At 63.1% G+C, this 21,923-nt stretch carries 2 protein-coding genes; both read right to left on the reverse strand.

What is annotated here, in order from left to right; all coding sequences use genetic code 11:
* Position 1: 1 nt before the first annotated feature.
* Complete coding sequence (locus ACP7EW_RS24175; RefSeq protein WP_426220363.1) at positions 2–7,783, reverse strand: amino acid adenylation domain-containing protein; 7,782 nt, start codon at positions 7,781–7,783, stop codon at positions 2–4.
* 3 nt (positions 7,784–7,786) lie between these two features.
* Positions 7,787–21,823, reverse strand: a complete 14,037-nt coding sequence (locus tag ACP7EW_RS24180) for a non-ribosomal peptide synthase/polyketide synthase (RefSeq protein ID WP_426220365.1) — start codon at positions 21,821–21,823, stop codon at positions 7,787–7,789.
* Between the last annotated feature and the right edge of the window lie 100 nt (positions 21,824–21,923).

Below are 21,923 nucleotides of genomic sequence, written 5' to 3' on the forward strand. Positions count from 1 at the left end.
CTCAGGAAATCAATTTATCCAAATCTTCTGCTGATAGACGTTTGAGGGCCTCCAAGGATTTAGCCAATGCGTCCTGCACCGGCGAATTATTTGTCTGCTGGGCCGCTACATGGGCACTGAACTCGGCCAGGGTCGGGGTGGTGAAGATCGATTTGACGTCGAATTCGGCGTGCAACTGCTCGCGCAGGCGCACCACCACCTGGGTGGCCAACAGCGAATGCCCGCCCAGCTCGAAGAAGTTGTCGTGCAGGCCTACCCGCTCCACGTCCAGCACTTCGGCCCAGATGGCGGCAATCTGCTGCTCCAGTTCGCTGTTCGGGGCGACGTATTCCCGGGCCTGCAAACTGGCGTCCGCCTTCGGCAGGGCCTTGCGGTCCAGCTTGCCGTTGGGGCTCAGGGGCATCTGCTCCAGCAGCATCCACTGGGCCGGGACCATATAGTCCGGCAGCTGTTGCGCCAGGTAGGCACTCAACACATCGCGCCAATCGTCGCCGGCGTTTTGCAGCACCAGGTAGCCCACCAGGTATTTGCCGTCGATCGCCAGCACAGCGGTCTCCCGCACCCAGTCGTGCTCCAACAGACGCGCTTCGATTTCGCCCAACTCGATGCGCAAGCCACGCAGCTTGACCTGATGGTCGATACGCCCGGCGTAATCGATCACACCGTCTTCGCGGTAGCGCGCCAGGTCGCCCGTGCGGTACAGGCGTTCGCCCTTGACGAACGGGTGGGCAACAAAACGCTCGGCAGTCAGGGCCGGACGGCGATGGTAACCTCGCGCCAGGCCAATGCCGCCCAGGTACAACTCGCCCAGCACACCGACGGGGACAGGTTCGAAGTTGCTGTCGAGAATGTAGCAACCGAGGTTGGCAATCGGGCGACCAATGGGCACCGCATCGCGGCGTTCATCGACACAGGTCCAGTGGGTCACGTCGATGGCGGCTTCGGTCGGGCCGTACAGGTTGTAGAGCCCGGCCTGCGGCAACTTGGCGAACACCTGCTGCTGGGCATCCACCGGCAAGGCCTCGCCGCTGCACACGATGCGGTGCAGGGTGTGACAGGTCGCCACCGTCGGGTCTTGCAGGAAGGCCTGCAACATCGACGGCACAAAGTGCAGCGTGGTGACCTGCTCTTGGTTGATCAGCTTGATCAGCTTCGCCGGATCGCGGTGATCGCCCGGCGCCGCCACCACCAGGCGCGAGCCGGTCATCAATGGCCAGAAGAACTCCCACACCGACACATCGAAGCTGAACGGGGTCTTTTGCAGCACCGTGTCGCTGACGTCCAGGCCATAAGCCTCCTGCATCCAGTGCAGGCGGTTGGCCAGGGCTGAATGGCGGTTGCCGGCGCCTTTGGGTTGGCCGGTGGAGCCTGAGGTGTAGATCACATAGGCGAGGTTTTCACCGTGCACCACGATTTCAGGATTGGCGTCGCTGTAGCCTTCGAACGTGGCTTCACCCAGCACCAGGCTATCCAAGCCTTGCGGAATCGGCAGTTGCTCAAGCAAATGTGCCTGGGTCAACAGCAGTTTCACACCGCTGTCGTCGAGCATGTAGGCCAGGCGATCACGCGGGTATTCCGGGTCCAGCGGCACATAGGCGCCGCCGGCCTTGAGTACGGCGAGTAGACCGACCACCATTTCGATGGAACGCTCCACGGCCAGGCCCACCAGCACGTCCGCGCCCACACCGGCTTCGATCAAACGATGAGCCAGGCGGTTGGCACGACCGTTCAGCTCGGCATAGCTCAAGCGCTGCTCGGCAAACACCAATGCCGGGGCGTGCGGTGTGCGCGCCGCCTGCTGCTCGATCAGTTGATGCACACAGTGCTGCAACGGGTAATCCCGCGCCGTGGCGTTCCAGTCAACGACCACTTGTTGGCGTTCCGCCACCTCCAACATCGCCAAGTCGCCCAGACGTTGTTGGTCGCCGTCGAGCATGGCTTGCAGCAGGTTGACCAGATGGCGGCCGTAGGTTTGCACCGTGCTTGCCTCGAAATGCGCACGCGCAAAGCCGAACTGCACCGACAGCGTGTCACCGACGTCCACCAACACCGTCAGCGGGAAGCTGGTTTGCTCGCGTGAATCCGGCAGGCCAAAACGGATCCCGCTGCCGCCGCTCTGCTCCAGGGCCTTGGATACGGGGTAGTTTTCGAACACCAGGATGTTATCGAACAAGGCTTCACCCCCCTGCCCGGCCCAGCGCTGGATATCGTACAGCCCAGTATGTTCATGCTCACGCAACGCCAGGTTCTGCGCCTGCACCGCTTGCAGCCAGTCGGCCACGGTCTGCTGGGCATCCACCGCACAGATCACCGGCAAGGTGTTGATGAACAGCCCAATCTGCTGCTCCACCCCCAACAGGTCGGCCGGACGCCCGGCCACGGTGGCACCGAAAGACACCACCGACTGCCCGCTATGGCGCTGCAACAGGACCAGCCAAGCTGCCTGGATCAGGGTGTTGAGCGTGACTTTGTTGTTGCGCGCAAAGGTTTCGAGGCGCGCAGTCAGCGGGCGATCCAGGCTGAGCTGATGCTCGCCATGCCCGTCCGCCGCCGTCGGTTGGCTGCTGCCCAAGCGCGTTGGTGCTTGCAGAACGCTCAGTTGTTCGCGCCAGAAGGTTTCAGTCACTGCGGCATCACGCTGCTGCAGCCAGCCGATGTAGTCGCGATAACGCCCGGCCGCTTCAGGCATTGCGACACCGGCATAACGTTGCAGCACTTCACCGAACAGCCGCGAATTGCTCCAACCGTCCATGAGGATATGGTGGTTGGTGTAGATCAGTTCATGGCGTTGCTCCTCCGTACGCACCAGTACCAGGCGCACAAGGGGCGCCTTGGCCAGGTCAAAACCCTGGCGACGTTGAACTTCCTGAAGGTTCTGCAACTCCAGTTCGCGCTCCGGCATGGCGCGCCAATCGAGGTGTTCGATGACCAAACGGGCCTCGCGGTAGACCACCTGGCATGGCCATTCCAGCTGGCCTTCCCAGAAGAACCCGCTGCGCAGCACGTCGTGGGCTTGCACTGTGGCATCCCAGGCCTGCTGGAACCGCGTCACATCCAAACCATCGGCGGTCACGCGGATCTGGTTGATGTAGTCGCCGGCGGCCTGTTCGTAGAGGGTGTGGAATAACATGCCCTGCTGCATCGGCGACAGGGTGTAGATGTCTTCAACGGCGTCGGCGGCCAGCGGCAAGGATTCCAGCTGCTGCTGGCTCAAGCGCGACAACGGGAAGTCGGAGGCCGTCACGCCGTTGTTGCCGGGGGTGCAGCAGTGTTCGACCAAGGCCGTCAGTTCGCGGGTGAAGGCCATGCTCAAGGCTTCGATCTGCGATGCATCGAACATCAGCGGACTGAACGTCCACCCCATGTGCAGTTCACCGCCGTACACCTGGCCATTCAACGTCAACCAATTGCCCAGCGGTGCATCCGGGCTTTGTTCGGTGCCGGAGCTTTCTGCCGAGGGTACGAACAGCCCTTGCGGCTGGTCAAAGCTGCCGTCGATCTGGCCGAGGTAGTTGAAGGTAATGCGCGGCACCGGCAACGCGCTGAACACCTGGCGCGTGGCGTCGTCGCCCAGGTAGCGCAGCGCGCCGAAGCCCAGGCCCTTGTCCGGCACCGCACGCAGTTGCTCCTTGACCTGCTTGATCGAGGCAGCCAGAGATTCGGCCGGGGTCAGGCGCACCGGGAACAGGCTGGTGAACCAGCCCAGGGTGCGGGTCAGGTCGATGTCGTCGAACAGCTCTTCACGGCCATGGCCTTCCAGCTGGATCAGGCTGGAGGCTTGCCCGGTCCACTGGCAAATAACGCGTGCCAAGGCAGTCAGCAGCAGGTCGTTGATCTGGGTGCGATACGCCGTGGGCGCCTGTTGCAGCAATTGCCGGGTGCGCTCTGCATCCAGTTGGCTGACAACCGTCTGGGCCAGGCGGCCCGGACGTGCACCTTGCGGATCACGGCAAGGCAAATCCGTCGGCACGCCTTGCAGCTGTTGCAGCCAGAAGGCTTTTTCCGGCTCGATTGATTCGCTGCGGGCATGCGCCTGCAAGCGTTCGGCCCAGGTTTTGAACGAAGAGGTCTTGGCCGGCAATTTCTGCTGGCGATACAGGCTTTGTAGGTCTTCGAGGAACACGCGCCAGGACACGCCGTCCACCACCAGGTGGTGCATGACCAACAGCAGGCGCTGTGAGCCGTCAGCCATGTCTGCAAGTACCGCACGCAACAATGCGCCTTGTTGCAGGTCGAGGCTGCGCTGGGCGCGCTCGCACAGGGTTTGCAGTTCGGCGGCGTCCTGCACGCTGGCCTGCCATAGCAGGGTTGCAGGTTGCGCGTCATGCCGCGCGGTCCAGCCTTCGGCCTGCTGGCTGAAGCTCAGGCGCAACACGTCGTGGTGCTGGGTCAGCGCTTGAAGCGCAGCTTCCAATGGCTCAGCAAGAAGATATTGGCGTGGCGTCAGCAGCAAGGACTGGTTCCAGTGATGACGGTCCGGCAGGTGCATGTCGAAGAACAGTTGCTGGAACGGCAGCAACGGCGTCGCGCCCTGCACCGGGCCCTGGTCGATCACCTGTGCCGTCTGCAATTGCGCCACGCGGGCCAAGCCGCGCACCGTCTGGTGCTGGAACAGCGCCTTGGCGGTGAAATGAATACCGGCCGCCCGCGCGCGGCTGACCACCTGGATGGAGATGATCGAATCGCCGCCACGTTCGAAGAAGTTGTCGTTCAAACCCACCTGCTCAACGCCCAGCACGTCGGCCCAAATCGCGGCGATCTGTTGCTCCAGTGCACTGTGCGGCGCTTCGTAGTGGTGAGTGGCTTCGGGTTTGGGCAGCGCCTTGCGGTCCAGCTTGCCGTTGGGGCTCAAGGGCATCTGCTCCAGCACCACCCATTGTGCGGGCACCATGTAGTCCGGCAGATGTTGACCCAGGTGCGCGCCCAACGCGTCGCGCCAGTCATCACCGGCGTTTTGCAGCACCAGGTAACCCACCAGGTATTTGCCGTCGACCGCCAGCACGGCGGCCTCACGCACCCAATCGTGCTCCAGCAGGCGCGCTTCGATTTCGCCCAATTCGATGCGCAGGCCACGCAGCTTGACCTGATGGTCGATACGCCCGGCGTACTCAATCACGCCGTTGTCGCGGTAGCGCGCCAGGTCGCCGGTGCGGTACAGGCGTTCGCCCTTGATGAACGGGTGAGCGACAAAACGTTCGGCGGTGAGCGCCGGTCGACGGTGGTAACCCCGCGCCAGGCCGATACCGCCCAGGTACAACTCGCCCAGTACACCGACCGGCACCGGCTCAAAGTTGTTGTCGAGGATGTAGCAGCCGAGGTTGGCAATCGGACGGCCGATTGGCACCGCATCGCGGCCTTCATCGACGCAAGTCCAGTGGGTCACGTCAATGGCCGCTTCGGTCGGGCCGTACAGGTTGAAAAGCCCGGCGTGCGGCAGCTTGGCGAAGACCTGCTGCTGGGCGTCCGCCGGCAAGGCCTCGCCGCTGCACACGATGCGCTGCAGGCTTTGGCAAGTCGACACCGCCGGATCCTGCAAGAATGCCTGCAACATCGACGGCACAAAGTGCAGCGTGGTGACCTGTTGTTGATTGATCAGGTTGATCAGCTTGGCCGGATCACGGTGATCACCCGGCGCGGCCACCACTAGGCGCGCGCCGGTCATCAGCGGCCAGAAGAACTCCCACACCGACACGTCGAAGCTGAACGGGGTCTTTTGCAGCACCGTGTCGCTGGCGCCCAGGCCATAGGCTTCCTGCATCCAGTGTAAGCGGTTGAGCAACGCCGAATGACGGTTGCCTGCGCCTTTAGGCTGGCCGGTGGAGCCCGAGGTATAGATCACATAGGCAAGGTTTTCGCCATCCAGGGCAATGCCCGGGTTGGCGTCGCTGTAGTTTTCAAAGCCAGACTCACCCAACACCAGGGTTTCCAGGCCTTGGGGAATCGGCATCTGTTCACGCAGATGCGCCTGGGTCAGCAGCAGTTTTACACCACTGTCTTCCAGCATGTAGGCCAGGCGCTCACGCGGGTATTCCGGGTCCAGCGGCACGTAGGCGCCACCGGCCTTGAGCACGGCCAGCAGGCCGACCACCATGTCGATGGAGCGCTCCACTGCCAGCCCCACCAGTACGTCCGGCCCAACGCCGGTCTCAATCAGGCGATGGGCCAGGCGGTTAGCGCGGCTATTCAATTGGGCGTAGTTCAGGGACAAGTCGTTGAAACACAGCGCCAGTGCTTCCGGCTGCGCCAGCGCCTGGGCTTCGATCAACTGATGCACCCACTGCCCTTGCGGATAGTCGCGCTCGGTGGCGTTCCACTGACAGAGGACTTGCTCGCGCTCATGGGCGTTGAGTGTCGCCAGGTCCTGCAAAGGCGATGCGCTGTTCGCCACCGCGTCACGCAGCAGGCTCAGCCAGTGTTCGCCCATTCGCGTGACAGTCGCCGCGCTGAACAGGTCGGTGGCGTAGGTCAACGAGGCCCAGATGCCTTCGCCGCTTTCCTGGGTATCCAGGCTCAGGTCGAACTGAGCGCTGTGGCTATCCCACTCCAGGTTGGCCACGCGCAGGCCGGGTAGCTGCTGCGCGGCGGCCGTTGAATTGGCCTGGTGGCTGAACATCACCTGGAACAGCGGGTTATGGCTCAGGCTGCGCTCGGGTTGCAGCGCTTCCACCAGTTGTTCGAAAGGCAGGTCCTGGTGGGCCTGGGCTTCCAGCGCGCGGCGCTTGGTGTGCTGCAGCAACTGCGCAAAACTCATCTGGCCATCGAGGTCGGCCTTGAGCACTTGCGTGTTAACAAAGAAGCCGATCAGCGATTCGGTCTCGACACGGTTGCGGTTGGCAATCGGCACGCCGACGCGAATATCCGGCTGGCCGCTGTAGCGGTACAGAAACGCCTGGAACGAGGCCAGCAACAGCATGAACATCGTCACACCTTCACGCTGTGCCAAGGCTTTCAACCCTGCAGCCAATGCCGGTTCCAAGGCAATGTCCTGGCGCGCGCCACGAAAGCTCTGTTGCGCCGGGCGCGGTTGGTCGAAGGGCAATTCCAGTACCGGCTGCGTGCCGCTGAGCTGCTCGCGCCAGTACGCCAGTTGACGCGCCTTCTCCCCCGCTTCCATCCAGCTGCGCTGCCACAGCGCGTAGTCGACGTACTGGATCGGCAGCGGCGCCAAGGCACAGTCCTGGCCCTGGCTGTAGGCGGCGTAGAGTTGCATCAGCTCTTGCACCATCACGCCCATCGACCAACCGTCGGAGACGATATGGTGTTGCACCAGGACCAGCACGTGCTCCTCTTCACTCAGTGCGAACAAGCTGACGCGCAGCAACGGGCCTTGCTGCAAGTCGAAGGGACGGGCGATTTCAGCTTCTACCGATGCCTTGAGGTTGGCCTCGTCAACCGCGCTTTCGGTGATCTCGAGGGCAACATGGGCGAGCACTTCCTGGGCGCGCTGCTCACCGTCCAGATGCAGACGGGTGCGCAGGCTCTCATGACGTGCCACCAGGGTGTCGAAACTGCGTTGCAAGGCCGCCTTGTCCAAGCGCCCGCTCAGGCGCAGCGCACCGGGGACATGATAGGCGGCACTGTCCGGGTCCAATTGCCAGAGAAACCATTGGCGCTCCTGGGCGTAGGACAGCGGCAGGTGCTGGCCGTCCTCGCGGATCGAGGCAATCGGCAGTTGAGCGAAGCTCATGCCCCGGCTTTGCAGACGCTGATAAAACTGCTGGCGCTGTTCCAGAGGCAGGCGAAGAAAGCGCGAAACCAGATCGATGTTTGGGTTGGAAAGCATGGTTCAAATCGCCTCTAGTTCGCTCAAAAAGTCACGAAGATCATCAAAGTCTTCCGCGCTGCCGGCACGGAAGGTAGCGGCGGCCTGTACATAGGCGCGCAGCGTTTCGGTCTGGAACACTTCCAGCAGCGGCACTTCCAGGCCCAGCTCGGCCTGGACCCGTGAGGTAATCTGGATCGCCAGCAGGGAATGGCCGCCCACTTCAAAGAAGTTATCGTTCAGGCCCACTTGCGGCAGGCGCAGCACCTCGGCCCAGATCGCGGCGATCTGCTGCTCAAGCTCAGTTTCCGGGGCCACATAGGCTTGTTGCAGCAGGCTTGCGTCCGGTTGCGGCAAGCCTTTGCGGTCGAGTTTGCCGTTGGGCGTCAGCGGCATCTGCGCCAGGAACATGAAGTGCGTCGGCACCATGTAGTCCGGCAGGCGGGTTTTCAGGGCACGGCGCAGGCTGTCGCGGAACTCCGCCTGGTCGGCCAGGTTGGCATCCGCCGGCACCACGTAGGCCACCAGTTGCTTGCCAGTCGGACCGTCCTGGGCGACCACCACGGTTTCACCGACGTTGTCCTGTTCACGCAGGCGCGCTTCGATCTCGCCCAGTTCGATACGGAAACCACGGATCTTCACCTGATGGTCGACACGCCCGAGGTAATCCACTACCCCGTCCGGACGGCCACGGGTCAAGTCGCCGCTGCGATACACGCGGCTACCCGGCTTGCCGAACGGGTCCGGTACAAAGCGTTCCGCCGTCAGTGCCGGACGCTCCAGGTAACCCCGTGCCACGCCCTCGCCGCCCAGGTACAACTCGCCAGCCACGCCGACAGGTTGCAGGTTGAGTTGCGAATCCAGCACGTAGCCGCTGCGATTGCCGAGTAATGTGCCGATCGGTGCATAGACGGCACCGCACGGATCCCCTTTGCGTGCCTTCCACAGCAACGGCGTGACCACGGTTTCAGTCGGGCCGTAGCCGTTGAACAGGTAGGTCGGCTTGAGCGCGCGCCACGCCAGGTCGTAGCTGGCCTGGGCGACCGCGTCACCACCAAAGCAATACACCCGCACAGCCGGCGGGTTGCCGTCACGCTCGGCGTGTTCGGCCAGCTGTTGCAGGTACACCGGCGGGAATACGGCCATGGTCACGTTATGGCGATGCATTTGCTGGTAGGTGTATTCCGGCAGCCACAGGCTGTCGTCACGGATCAACACGCTGGCGCCGTTGATCAACGGGTGCATCCAGCCTTCGTGGGAGCCGTCGAAGGCGAACGACATGAAGTGCAGTTCGCAATCGGCCGGGGATGTTTCATAACGCTCGCCGGTCGCGATGATGTGCGCCACCAACGGGCCGTGGGACACCGCCACACCCTTGGGCAGGCCGGTGGAGCCGGAGGTGTAGATCACGTAGGCGAGGTTGTCGCCGTCCAGTTTCACGTCCGGTGCGGTGTCGCAGTAATCAGCCCAGTCTTCGCTGCGATCAATCGCCAGGGTGTCCAAGCCCTCGGGAATCGGCAATTGCTGCAACGCGCGGCTATGGGTCAGCAACAATTGCGCACGGCTGTCTTGCATCATGTAGAGCAAGCGGTCACGCGGGTATTCGATGTCCAGCGGCACATACACGCCACCGGCTTTCATCACCGCCAGGAACGCCACCATGATTTCAGCACTGCGCGGCATGGCAATCGCCACGCGCACTTCCGGGCCGACACCACGGGCGATCAACGCGTGGGCCAGGCGATTGGCCTGGCGGTTCAGCTCGCCGTAGGTGAGTGTCTGCGCATCGAACTTCACCGCCACGGCCTGCGGGTTTTCCCGGGCACGGTCGGCCACCAACTCATGGACCAGACGCTCGGCCGAGAAGCCGGCGTCGGTCTGGTTCCACAGTTGCAGGATGTGCTGTTGCTCATCCGGGCCCAGCAGATTCAATTGGCTGATCGGTTGCTGTTGATCGGCAACCATCGCCTGCAACAGGTTCTGCCAGTGGCCCGCCATGCGCTCGATGGTCGCCGGGGCGAACAGGTCGGTGGCGTAACTCAGCGAGGCACGCAGCGTCGCCTGGCTTTCTTCCACGTCCAGTGCCAGGTCGAACTGCGCCACGCCTTCATCCCAGCTCAGCACCTCGACGTCCAGCTCGACAAGGCGCTGCAAATGATGGTCGGCCGAGGTCACGCGATGGTTGAACAACACTTGGAACAGCGGGCTGAGGCTCATGCTGCGTTCGGGTTGCAAGGCTTCGACCAGTTGCTCGAACGGCAGGTCTTGATGGGCCTGGGCTTCGAGGGAACGCTGGCGGGCCTGTTGCAGCAGTTGCACCACGCTCATCTGGCCGTGGATATCGGCCTTGAGCACCTGGGTGTTAACGAAAAAGCCGATCAGCCCTTCGGTTTCCAGGCGATTGCGGTTGGCAATCGGCACGCCGACACGCACGTCTTCCTGGCCGCTGTAGCGGTGCAGCAACGCCTGGTAGGACGCCAACAGCACCATCGGCAACGTCACGCCGACGCTCTGCGCCAAGCGACGCAGACCGGCCAGGAGCTGCGGCTGCAATTCAATACCCAGACGCGCACCACGGTGACTTTGAACCGCTGGGCGCAGGTAATCGAAAGGCAACTCCAGTACCGGCTGCACGCCGCCCAACTGGGCCTGCCAGTAGGCCAATTGGCGGGCCTTTTCACCGGCCTCCATCCAGTTGCGCTGCCACAGGGCGTAGTCGGCGTATTGAATCGGCAAGGCCGGCAAATCGGGCATCTGCCCCTGGCTGAAGGCGGCGTAAAGCTGCACCAGCTCCTCGACCATCAATTGCATCGACCAGCCATCGGACACGATGTGGTGCTGCACCAGTACCAGCACATGTTCGTCTTCACTCAGGCGCAGCAGCTTGGCACGCAGGAGCGGCCCGCGCAGCAGGTCGAACGGTTGCGCAACGACGTCAGCGACGCGTGCCCTGAGGTTGGCTTCATCAGCTTCAGCCAGGTCGATTTCAATCAGGCCCGAGTCTTCAATCACCTGCACCGTGCCAGCGGCGTCCTGGCGCAAATGGGTACGCAGGCTTTCATGGCGTGCCAGCAAGGTGTCGAAACTGCGTTGCAGTGCGGACAAGTCCAACGGGCCTTTCAAACGCAATGCGCTGGGGATGTGATACGCCGTGCTGTGCGGGTCCAGTTGCCAGAGGAACCATTGGCGCTCCTGGGCATAGGACAGCGGCAATGGTTGGTTGCGATCGGCCTTGAGCAACGCTGGCGCCGTCACGCCCGCCTCACCCAGGGCCCGCACGAAATCACCCAGCAACGGGTGTTCAAACAGGGTCTTGAGCGCCACTTCCAACGCGAGAGCCTGGCGAACCCGCGACACGATGCGCGTGGCCAGCAGTGAATGCCCGCCGAGTTCGAAGAAGTGGTCGTCGAGACCGACCTGCGGCAGGTCCAGCACTTCGGCCCAAATGGCCGCGACCTGTTGCTCACGTGGCGTCACTGGCGCGACATGGCCCTTGCTCAGCAGCGCTGCGTCCACGGCCGGCAATGCCTTGCGGTCCAGCTTCCCGTTTGGGGTCAGGGGCAGGCTGTCGAGGAACACCAGGTGCGCCGGTACCATGTAGTCTGGCAGGCGCTCACGCAGCGCGGCCTTGTAGACCTCCGGCGCATCAGGCGCAGTGCTGACCAGATAAGCGATCAGGCGGTCGTTGTCGGCCAGGACCACGGCTTCGCGCACGCCGGCATGCTCGCGCAGGCAGGCTTCGATTTCGCCGAGTTCGATGCGGAACCCACGCACCTTGACCTGATGGTCTACACGGCCGATGTACTCCAGCACACCGTCGACACGGTAGCGGGCCAGGTCGCCGGTGCGATACAGACGCTCACCGGGTGCACCATACGGGTTGGGCACAAAGCGCTCAGCCGTCAGTGCAGGACGCTCGTGGTAACCCCGCGCCAGGCCAACCCCGCCGATCAGCAGCTCACCAGCCGCGCCTATCGGGCTGGGTGTCAATCCGGCGTTGAGGATGAACAATGCGGTGTTGGCGATAGGCCGCCCGACCAAAGGCTGCGCCTCATGCAGGCGATGGGCGGCCGACCAGATGGTGGTTTCCGTCGGGCCATACAGGTTCCACAAAGTCCCTTGCAGGTCGAGCAGACGCTGGGCCAAGTCCGTCGGCAACGCTTCGCCGCCGCACAGGCTCTTGATCCCGTGCAGCAATGGGGCACGCGGGCTCTCCAGCAGCATGCGCCAGGTCGATGGCGTGGCTTGCAGTACGTTGGCGCACTGGCTGTGCACCAGGTCGATGATCGCTTCCGGGTCGAGGGCCAGTGCCTGGTCACTCAACAACACGGTGGCGCCCACCGTCAGCGGTACAAAGAGCTCCAGGGCGAAGATATCGAACGAGAATGTCGTCAGCGACAACATCCGCGCGTCCGTACCGATGTCCAGCGTGCCTGACATCCCACAGGTAAAGCTGCACAACGCCTGGTGGCGCACCATCACCCCCTTGGGCTTGCCCGTGGAGCCGGAGGTGTAGATCACGTAGGCCAGGTGTTCCGGTGTGACATTGACGTGCGGGTTGTGCTCGGCAGCGTCGGCATCCTCGACCATCAGCACCTGCAGCCCCTGCGGCTGTACCAGACGGCCCTCAAGATGTGGCTGGGTCAGCAACACGCGGGCGCGGCTGTCTTCAAGCATGTAAGCCAAACGGTCCGCCGGGAACTGCGGGTCGAGCGGTACATACGCGCCACCTGCCTTGAGGGTCGCCAGCAAGCCGACCACCATGTCCAGGGAGCGCTCGACATGCACCGCCACCAGCACGTCCGGCCCCACACCGGCTGCGATCAGGCGATGGGCCAGGCGATTGGCGCGGCGGTTGAGTTCGCCGTAGCTGAAGGCTCGGCCATTGAATTGCAGTGCCAGTGTGTCCGGTTGTGCCAGGGCTTGCGCCTCGAACAAGTGATGGACGCAGAGCTCGCGGGGATAGTCGACAACCGTGTCGTTCCAGGTCTCGACCATCTGCTGCCAGTGCGACGCGCTGAGCATCGCCAGTTCGTCCACCGCTTGTGAGGCATCGCGCACCACGGCGCGCAGCAGGTTTTGCCAGTGCTCGGCCAAGCGCTCGACGGTCGCGGCGTCGAACAGGTCGGTGGCATAGGTCAAGGACGCCCACAGACCGTCAGTGGATTCTTCAGTCTCCAGGTTCAGGTCGAACTGCGTGCTGTGCCCGGTCCAGTCGACCGGCTGCAAGTCCAGGCCAGGCAAGCGAACCGACGCGGCGCGCAGGTTGTCCTGGTGGTTGAACATCACCTGGAACAGCGGGTTGTGGCTGAGACTGCGCTCCGGTTGCAGGGCTTCCACCAGCTGTTCAAACGGCAGGTCCTGGTGAGACTGAGCTTGCAGGGCGTGCTGCTTGACCTGGGCGAGCAATTGCTCAAATGCCATCTGCCCGTGCACGTCCGCCTGTAACACTTGGGTGTTGACGAAAAAGCCGACCAGACGCTCGGTTTCCAGGCGATTGCGGTTGGCGATCGGCACGCCCACGCGAATCTGCGACTGGCCACTGTAGCGATGCAGCAAGGTCTGGAACGACGCCAGCAGCACCACGAACAGGGTCACGTCCTGACGCTGGGCCAGGGCCTTGAGTTCAGCCACCAACCCGCTGTCCAGATGGACTTGCCGGCGCGCGCCGCGATGGCTTTGCACCGCAGGGCGCGGATGGTCCAGGGGCAACTTCAGCACCGGATGCTCGGTGCCCAGGCGTGTGCACCAGTAATCGAGCTGGCGCTGTTTTTCACCGGCCGCCATCCACTCGCGTTGCCACAGGGCATAGTCGGCATATTGAATCGGCAGCGCAGCCAACGGGGTGTGGCCCTGATAGAGCGCCACCAGCTCGTCGACCATCACGTGCATCGACCAACCGTCGGAGATGATGTGGTGCTGGGTGATCACCAGCACATGGTGCTCGGGCTCGACCTCCAGCAATTTGACGCGCATCAGCGGGCCATTGACCAGGTCGAACGGGCGCTGGATTTCCTGCGCCACGGCGTGTTCGATGGCCGAGGCCTCCACGCGCTGCTGTTCGATCGGCATAGCCAGGCTTGGATGAATGACTTGCCAGGTGTGCTCGCCCTCTTCCACAAAGGTAGTGCGCAACGGTTCATGACGTTTCACCAGAGCCTGGAACGCGTGCTCCAACGCCGCGACATCCAGCTTGCCGCGCAGGTGCAGCGCACTCGGCACATGGTAGGCAGCGCTGGTCGGGTCGAGTTGCCAGAGGAACCATTGGCGCTCCTGGGCAAACGACAGCGCCAGCGGCTGGTCACGTGTCACTGCCACAAGCGGCAGTGCCGTGGTGGCCTGCAACCCTGCGCAAGCGGCTGCGAACGCTTCCAGCGTCGGCTGTTCGAACAGCGTGCGCAAAGGCACTTCCAGCTTGAGGTCATGGCGTACCCGCGAGACCACTTGGGTGGCGAGCAAGGAATGGCCGCCACGCTCGAAGAAGTGGTCATTGAGCCCCACCTGCTCCACCTGCAACACGGCTTGCCAGATGGCGGCCAGTTGCATTTGCAGGGCATTTTGCGGGGCTGCATAGGCCTGGCGCGCTTGATTCAGGTCGGGGGCCGGCAGCGCGCGACGGTCGAGCTTGCCGTTGTTGTTCAATGGCAGCGCATCGAGGGTGACCCAATGCCCCGGCACCATGTAGTCCGGCAGGGACTGGCGCAAGGTGGCTGCCAATGCGGGCAAGTCCAGGGACTGCCCATTGACGGGCACCACGTACGCCACCAATTGCGTGCCCGTCGCACTCGACTGCGCGATGACGGCGGCTTCGCGCAACTGCGGCACGGCTTGCAGGCTGGCTTCGATCTCGCCCATTTCCACGCGGAAACCACGGATCTTCACTTGATGATCGATGCGTCCGACGTACTCAAGCGCACCCGCCGCGTTGTAACGGGCCAGGTCGCCGCTGCGGTAGAGACGCGAACCCGGCACGGCGGAAAATGGGTCCGGCAGGAAGCGTTCAGCAGTCAGCGCCGGACGGTCGAAATAGCGCTGGGCCAGGCCGTGTTCGGCGCCGATGCACAATTCGCCAACGCCCTCTGTTGCCAACAGGTCGAAACCGCTGTCCAGCACATACAAGGAGCGCCCCTGGATCGCCCGGCCTATCGGCACGCCAAACGCATCGCTGGCGTCCGCTAACTGGCAGTCGTGCACGCTGGACACCACGGTCGCCTCGGTAGGCCCGTAGGTATTGACCAGGCGCACGTCGCCCAGGCCAGCGGCGTGCCAGGCGCGCAGCCCTTCCACCGACATTGCCTCGCCGCCCACATGCACCTGGCGCAGGTTGCCCAGACTGCGTGGGTCGACAGCACATTCCTTGGCGAGCAAGTACCAGTAAGCAGCCGGCAAATCCGCCAAGGTCACGCCTTGCTCGATGATTTCCCGGGCCAATTGCCCGGCGTCCCACAGTTCATCGCCGCGCATGATCAACGCAGCGCCGACACACAGGGGTGGGTAGCATTGCTCGACGAAGCCGTCGAAGCTGAAGGTCGCGAATTGCAGCACGCGGTCCGCAGCGCTCAAGCGGCTATAGGCCTCGGCGCTGTCGCAGAACTGGCCGAGGGCGGCATGATCGATCGCAACCCCCTTGGGTAGCCCGGTGGAGCCTGAGGTGTAGATCACGTAGGCCAGGTCGGCAACGGCTGCGCGGTTGACTGGATTGGTCGACGGGTAATCTGCCAACTCTGTGCCAGAGGCCGTGAAGTCCAAACGCTCCAGCCCTTGAGGCTGTGGCAGGTCCGCGAGCAAACCGACCTCGCTGAGCAGCAGATCGAGGCGGCTGTCCGACAGCATGTAAGTCAGGCGATCCACCGGGTAGCTCGGGTCGAGCGGCACATAGGCGGCGCCGCTTTTGAGCACGGCGAGCAAGCTGACAATCAATTGCGGACCGCGTCGAGCCGCCAGGCCGACGCGTTGGCCAGGCCCAACGCCCAGCGCCAACAGGCGATGGGCCAGACGGTTGGCGTGAGCATTGAGCTGCGCATAGCTCAGGCGTGCATCGCCTGCTTGTACCGCCAGCGCCTCCGGCGTAGCGGCGGCCTGGGCGGCGATACGTTCGTGCACGCGCAGGTCGTTTTGTGCGGCACCCGGCGACTGGCTGAGGGCGAGCATGTCGCGCTGGGCAACGTCGTCGAGCAGACGCAGATTGCCAAGCGATACCTGGGCATCCGTGAGCATCTGAACCAGCAAGTGTTGCAGGTTGCCACTCAGCCGAGCGACCTGCTGTGCGCTGAAACGCGCTTGGTCATAGCCAAACTCCAGGCGCAGGCTGGCACCCAGCTCGATCCCCAGGGTCAGCGGATAGTGGGTCTGTTCATGGTTGTGCAGGCGGCCGAACACCAGGCCGGCTGGCGCGCCTTGTTTCAAGGCTTCGGCCACCGGGAAGTTTTCGAATACCAGCAAGGTGTCGAACAGCGCACTGCCCTGCTGCCCCGCCCAACCCTGGATGTCATACAGCGGCACATGTTCGTGGTCGCGCAGGCTCAGGTTGAGGGCTTGCAGTTCGTTCAGCCAGCCGGCAACCGACTGCGCGGGCGAGGCTGCGCTGACAATGGGCAGCGTGTTGATGAACAGGCCCAGTTGTTGTTCGATCCCCGGCAATGGCGCCGAGCGTCCTGCGACAGTGGCACCAAAGGCCACGCAATCTTGCCCGGTATAGCGTTGCAACAACAGGCTCCAAGCGCCTTGCAGCACGGTGTTGAGGGTGACTTTCTGGCGGCGGGCAAACTCACCGAGGGCCTGTGTGAAGTCGCCCTCCAGCAGCACTTGATGGCCGGCCATTCCCTTGCCGTCGGTCGGTACACGCAGCGCCTGGGCCAGCAAGGTTGGCGTTTGCAACGATGCCAGGCTGGTTTTCCAGAACGCTTCACCTGAGGCTTGCTGCTGCAACCACCCCAGGTAATCACGGAACTGCCCCTGCGGCGCCGGCACCTGTTGCCCGGCGTAGTGAGCGATGACTTCGCCGAGCAACTGGGCGTTACTCCAGCCGTCCATGAGGATGTGGTGGCTGGTGAAGATCAGATGCCAGGCAGTGCCGGCACCCCGTACCAGCATCAGGCGAAACAGCGGCGCCGCATTCAGCACAAAGCCTTTCCCGCGTTCGGCAGCGGCGAGCGCATCGAAATCGGCGTCGATGTCTTCGATGACTTGCAACTGCACATCCACCTGGCGTTGGATCACCTGGTGGGCGCTTTCCAGACCGAGCAAGTGGAAGCTGCTGCGCAGGATGTCATGGCGGTCCAGCGCGGCTTGCCAGGCACGGCCGAATGCCAGCAAGTCCAGACCATCGATGTCCAGGCGCAACTGGTTGATGTAAGCCTCGGCCTCGGGCTCGTACAGCGTATGGAACAACATACCCTGCTGCATCGGCGACAGCGGGTAGACATCGGCAATCGCCGGCCCGGCGATGGGCAAGGCGTCCAACTGCGACTGGGTCAGGCGTGCCAACGGAAAATCGGAAGGGGTGACTTGCCCTGCTGGCGTGTCGCAACAATGCTTGATCAAGGCCTTGAGTTCGGCCACATAGTCATCCGCCAGGCGCTGGACCGTCGCGACATCGAACATCTCACGGCTGAACCCCCATTGCAGCGCCAGTTCACCGCCATACACCTGCCCTTCCACCGTCAGCCAGTTAGCCAGCGGCGCCTCGGGATCCTGGGCCTGCCCACTGCCTTGGGTAGCCGGAACGAACAGCGCCGACTCGTTGAACTGGCGGTCGAACTGGCCCAGGTAGTTGAAGGTGATGCGTGGCACAGCCAGGCTCGACAGGGCCTCACGGGCATCCGGCGTCCCGAGATAGCGCAGCAGGCCGTAGCCGATGCCCTTGTGCGGTACGGCGCGCAGTTGCTCTTTTACCGATTTGATTGCAGTCGACAGCTCGCCATCGGCTTGCAGGCGTACTGGGAACAGGCTGGTGAACCAGCCGACAGTGCGGCTCAGGTCAACCGTGTCGAACAGGTCTTCGCGGCCATGGCCTTCCAGCTGGATCAGCGCGGCGGGCTGTTCGCTCCAGCGGCTGATGACGCGCGCGAGTGCGGTCAGCAGCAGGTCGTTGACCTGGGTGCGGTAGGCCGCTGGCGCGTCTTGCAGCAGTTGACGGGTATGTTCGGCACTCAGGCGAATGTCGACTTTGCTGCCCAAGCGGTTTTGCAGGCTGCCCTGGGGGTTGTCGCACGGCAGATCGGCGCTCGTGGTCTGGGCCTGCCAGTACGGCAGTTGCTCGTCCAGCGTCAACGCATGGGCCTGCAACTGCTGCGCCCATAGCTGATAGGCGCTGGTCTTGGCCGGCAATGCGGCATTGTGGTAGACCTGTTGCAGGTCTTCGAGCAGGATGCGCCACGATACGCCGTCTACCGCCAGGTGATGCACCACCAGCAGCAAGCGCTGGGAGCCGTCGGCCATCGCCACCAGGGCAGCACGCAGCAACGGGCCCAGCTCAAGATCAAGACTGCGCTGGGCTTCGTCGCAGAGTGCGGCCAACTCAGCGTCATCAGCAACTTGGGTTTGCCACACTTCAGCCGTTGTCACGGGCTCGGCATGGGTTTGCCGCCACCCGTCAGCCTGTTGCACAAACCGCAGGCGCAGGGCGTCGTGGTGGTTGATCAGTTGGGTCAACGCCGCTTCAAGCCGTGCAGGTTCCAGGGTTTCCCGTGGCGTCAGCAGCAGCGACTGGTTCCAATGCTGACGCACTGGAATCGCCTGCTCGAAAAAGCTCTGTTGCACGGGCGTGAAAATGACTTCGCCGGTGACTGGCCCTTGGTCGATGATAGCCGCTTGCTCGCGGGTCGCGACCAGCGCCAGGGCGCGCACACTCTGGTACTGGAACAGGTCCCTTGGACTGACGCGAATCCCCGCCTGGCGCGCACGGCTGACCACCTGGATGGAGATGATCGAATCGCCGCCCAGCTCGAAAAAGTTGTCTTCCAGGCCGATCTGCTCGACGCCCAGTACGTCACTCCAGATAGTCGCCAGTGTTTTTTGCAGGTCGTTTTCCGGTGCGACATAAGCCTGTTGTGGCGCAGCATCCGGCACCGGCAAGGCCTTGCGGTCGAGCTTGCCGTTGGCGGTCACCGGCAGCTTGGCCAAGTACATTATATGAGTGGGTACCATGTACTCCGGCAGGCTGCTCAGCAGCCAGGCCTTGAGATCGACCGGCGCCCGGTCTTCCAGCACCAGGTAGGCCACCAACTGCTTGCCGCCCTGCACCAGCACCACCGCCTCGCGCACCGAGGGGTGTTGCATCAGGCGCGTCTCGATTTCACCCAGCTCGATACGCAGGCCACGCAGCTTGACCTGATGGTCGAGGCGGCCGAGGTATTCGATGACGCCGTCGCCCCGTTGGCGCACGCGATCGCCGGTGCGGTACAGGCGCGCACCGTCGCCGAAGGGGCTGGGCACAAAACGTTCGGCAGTAAGTGCCGGACGTCGATGATAACTACGAGCCAAGCCAGTGCCGCCCAGGTACAGCTCGCCGCTGACGCCAGCGGGAACCGGGTTGAGCTGGGCATCGAGCACGTAGGTGCCGAGGTTAGCGATGGGGCGGCCGATGGGCACGCTGTCGGCGCCTTCGTCGACGCAGGTCCAATGGGTGACGTCGATGGCGGCTTCGGTTGGGCCGTACAGGTTGAACAGACCGGCTTGGGGCAACTTGGCAAACACTTGCAATTGCGCATCCAGCGGCAAGGCTTCGCCACTGCAGACGATGCGGCGCAGGCTCGTGCAAGCTTGCACGCCCGACTCATGGATAAACGCCTGGAGCATCGACGGCACAAAGTGCAACGTGGTGATGCCGTGCTGCCCAATCGTCTCGATCAGGCGTGCCGGTTCGCGATGCTCGCCGGGCGCTGCAACCACCAGGCGTGCGCCGGTCATCAGCGGCCAGAAGAACTCCCACACCGACACGTCGAAGCTGAACGGGGTTTTCTGCAGGACCGCATCGCTGGCGTCCAGGCCATAGGCTTGCTGCATCCAGCACAGGCGGTTGACCAGCGCGCGATGGCTGTTGCCAGCGCCCTTGGGCTTGCCGGTGGAGCCGGAGGTGTAGATCACGTAGGCCAGGTTCAGCGCATGCAGGGTGACTTGAGGCGATTCGATACTGTAGGCATCGAGCCAGTCGGCGGGCTGGTCCAGGGCAATCACCTGAATGCCTTCCACAGGCAACAACGGCAACAGACTGTGTTGACTGAGCAACAACTGAATACCGCTGTCTTCGATCATGTAGGCCAGGCGTTCCTGGGGATACTCAGGATCCAACGGGACGTAGGCGCCACCTGCCTTGAGGATAGCCAGCAGGCCGACCACCATTTCAATCGAGCGCTCAACGCAGATTCCGACCAGAACGTCCGGACCTACGCCCTTCTCGCGCAAGGCATGAGCCAGTTGGTTGGCGCGAGCATCAAGCTGGGCATAGGTCAGCGTTGTGGCGCCGAACACCAGCGCTGGCGCGTCGGGCGTGGCCTGTACCTGGTCTTCAATCAGGTGATGGATGCCGCACTCGATCGGGTACGCCTCGGCGGTCTGGTTCCAGCTGTGGACCAGCACTTGCTGCTCATCCGCATCCAGCATCGGCAACTCACCGATGCGCTGCGCACCGTCGGCCACCATGGCCTGCAACAGACGGATCCAATGCCCAGCCATGCGCTCGATGGACGCCGCGTCGAACAGGTCATTGGCGTAGGTCAACGCGGCGTGCAGGGTGCCGGATTTTTCATAGGTGTCGAGGGTCAGGTCGAACTGAGTGGTGCGGCCTTGCCACTCCACAAGCGCCAGTTCCAGGCCGGAGGCCGTGCTGACGCCCGCAATGTCGGCCACCACCGGCTGGTGGTTGTACATGACCTGGAACAACGGCGTATGGCTGAGGCTACGCTCTACCTTGAGGGCTTCCACCAGGCGCTCGAACGGCAATTCCTGATGGGCCTGGGCGCCCAGTGCGTGCTCCTTGATGCCTTGCAGTAATTCGGTGACAAGGGTTTGCCCGGTCAGCTCGGTGCGTAGCACTTGGGTATTGACGAAAAAGCCGATCAGCCCTTCAACTTCAGTACGGTTGCGGTTGGCGATTGGCACGCCGACACGGATATCGACCTGCCCGGTATAGCGATGCAGCAGCACGTTGAACGCACCGAGCAAGAGCATGAACAAGGTAACGTTGTGCTTTTGTGCGCAGCTACGCAGTTGTGCGGCCAGCGTGGGTTCGATCGCGAAATTATGGCGCGTGCCCTGGTAACTCGGCATGGCCGGACGTGGGCGATCCGTGGGCAGTTCCAGCACCGGGTGCTCATCGCCCAGGCGCGCTTGCCAGTACTCCAATTGTCGAGCCTGCTCACCCGCTTCCAACCAGCGGCGTTGCCACAGGGCGTAGTCGCTGTACTGGATCGGCAAGGCCGGCAGTTGCGGCGTTTCATTGCGCTCATGGGCGTCGTAGCAGCGGATGAACTCCTCGATCAGCACGTTCATCGACCAACCGTCGGAGACGATGTGATGCAGGGTCAGCAGCAACACGTGTTCCTGCGTGTCGAGCGTGAGCAATTGCACGCGCAATAGAGGGCCGTTCTCCAGATCGAACGGCAGCAGCGATTGACGGATCGCGGCGTCGTTGACGGATTGTTCGCGCTCAGCGGGAGGCAGGTGGCTCAGGTCGAGTTGATCGACGACCAATGATTTTGCTGTCGCGACCAGCAATAGGCGCTCATCGCCCTGTTGCTGGAATACCGTGCGCAGGGTTTCGTGGCGCGCAACCAAGCTGGAAAACGCCTGTTCCAACGCAACCAGATTCAACGTGCCTTTGAGGCGTACAGCGCCCGGCAAGTTGTAGGCGCCACTGGCCGGGTCCAATTGCCAGAGAAACCACATGCGCTGCTGCGCGTAGGACAGCGCCTGGCGATCCTCCGCCTCCACCCCTGCCGGAATCGGAAACCGGGAAAAATCCACCCCTTCTTTCTGCAAGGCCTGCAGGAACAATTGGCGTTTTTCCAGGGGCAACCCGATAAACCGGCGAGCAAGTTTCAAGGAGTCTTCAGCATTCATTTCTTGGAGTCCGGAGCAATAGGCGGGAAGCACAAAGGCACGTCGTCCCTATAAAACGAACCGGACAGGGAAAAATTAGCGGGGAGTGGAAGGCGTGGAG

The sequence above is a fragment of the Pseudomonas sp. DWRC2-2 genome, from assembly GCF_049897885.1.
Classification (GTDB): domain Bacteria; phylum Pseudomonadota; class Gammaproteobacteria; order Pseudomonadales; family Pseudomonadaceae; genus Aquipseudomonas; species Aquipseudomonas azotoformans_A.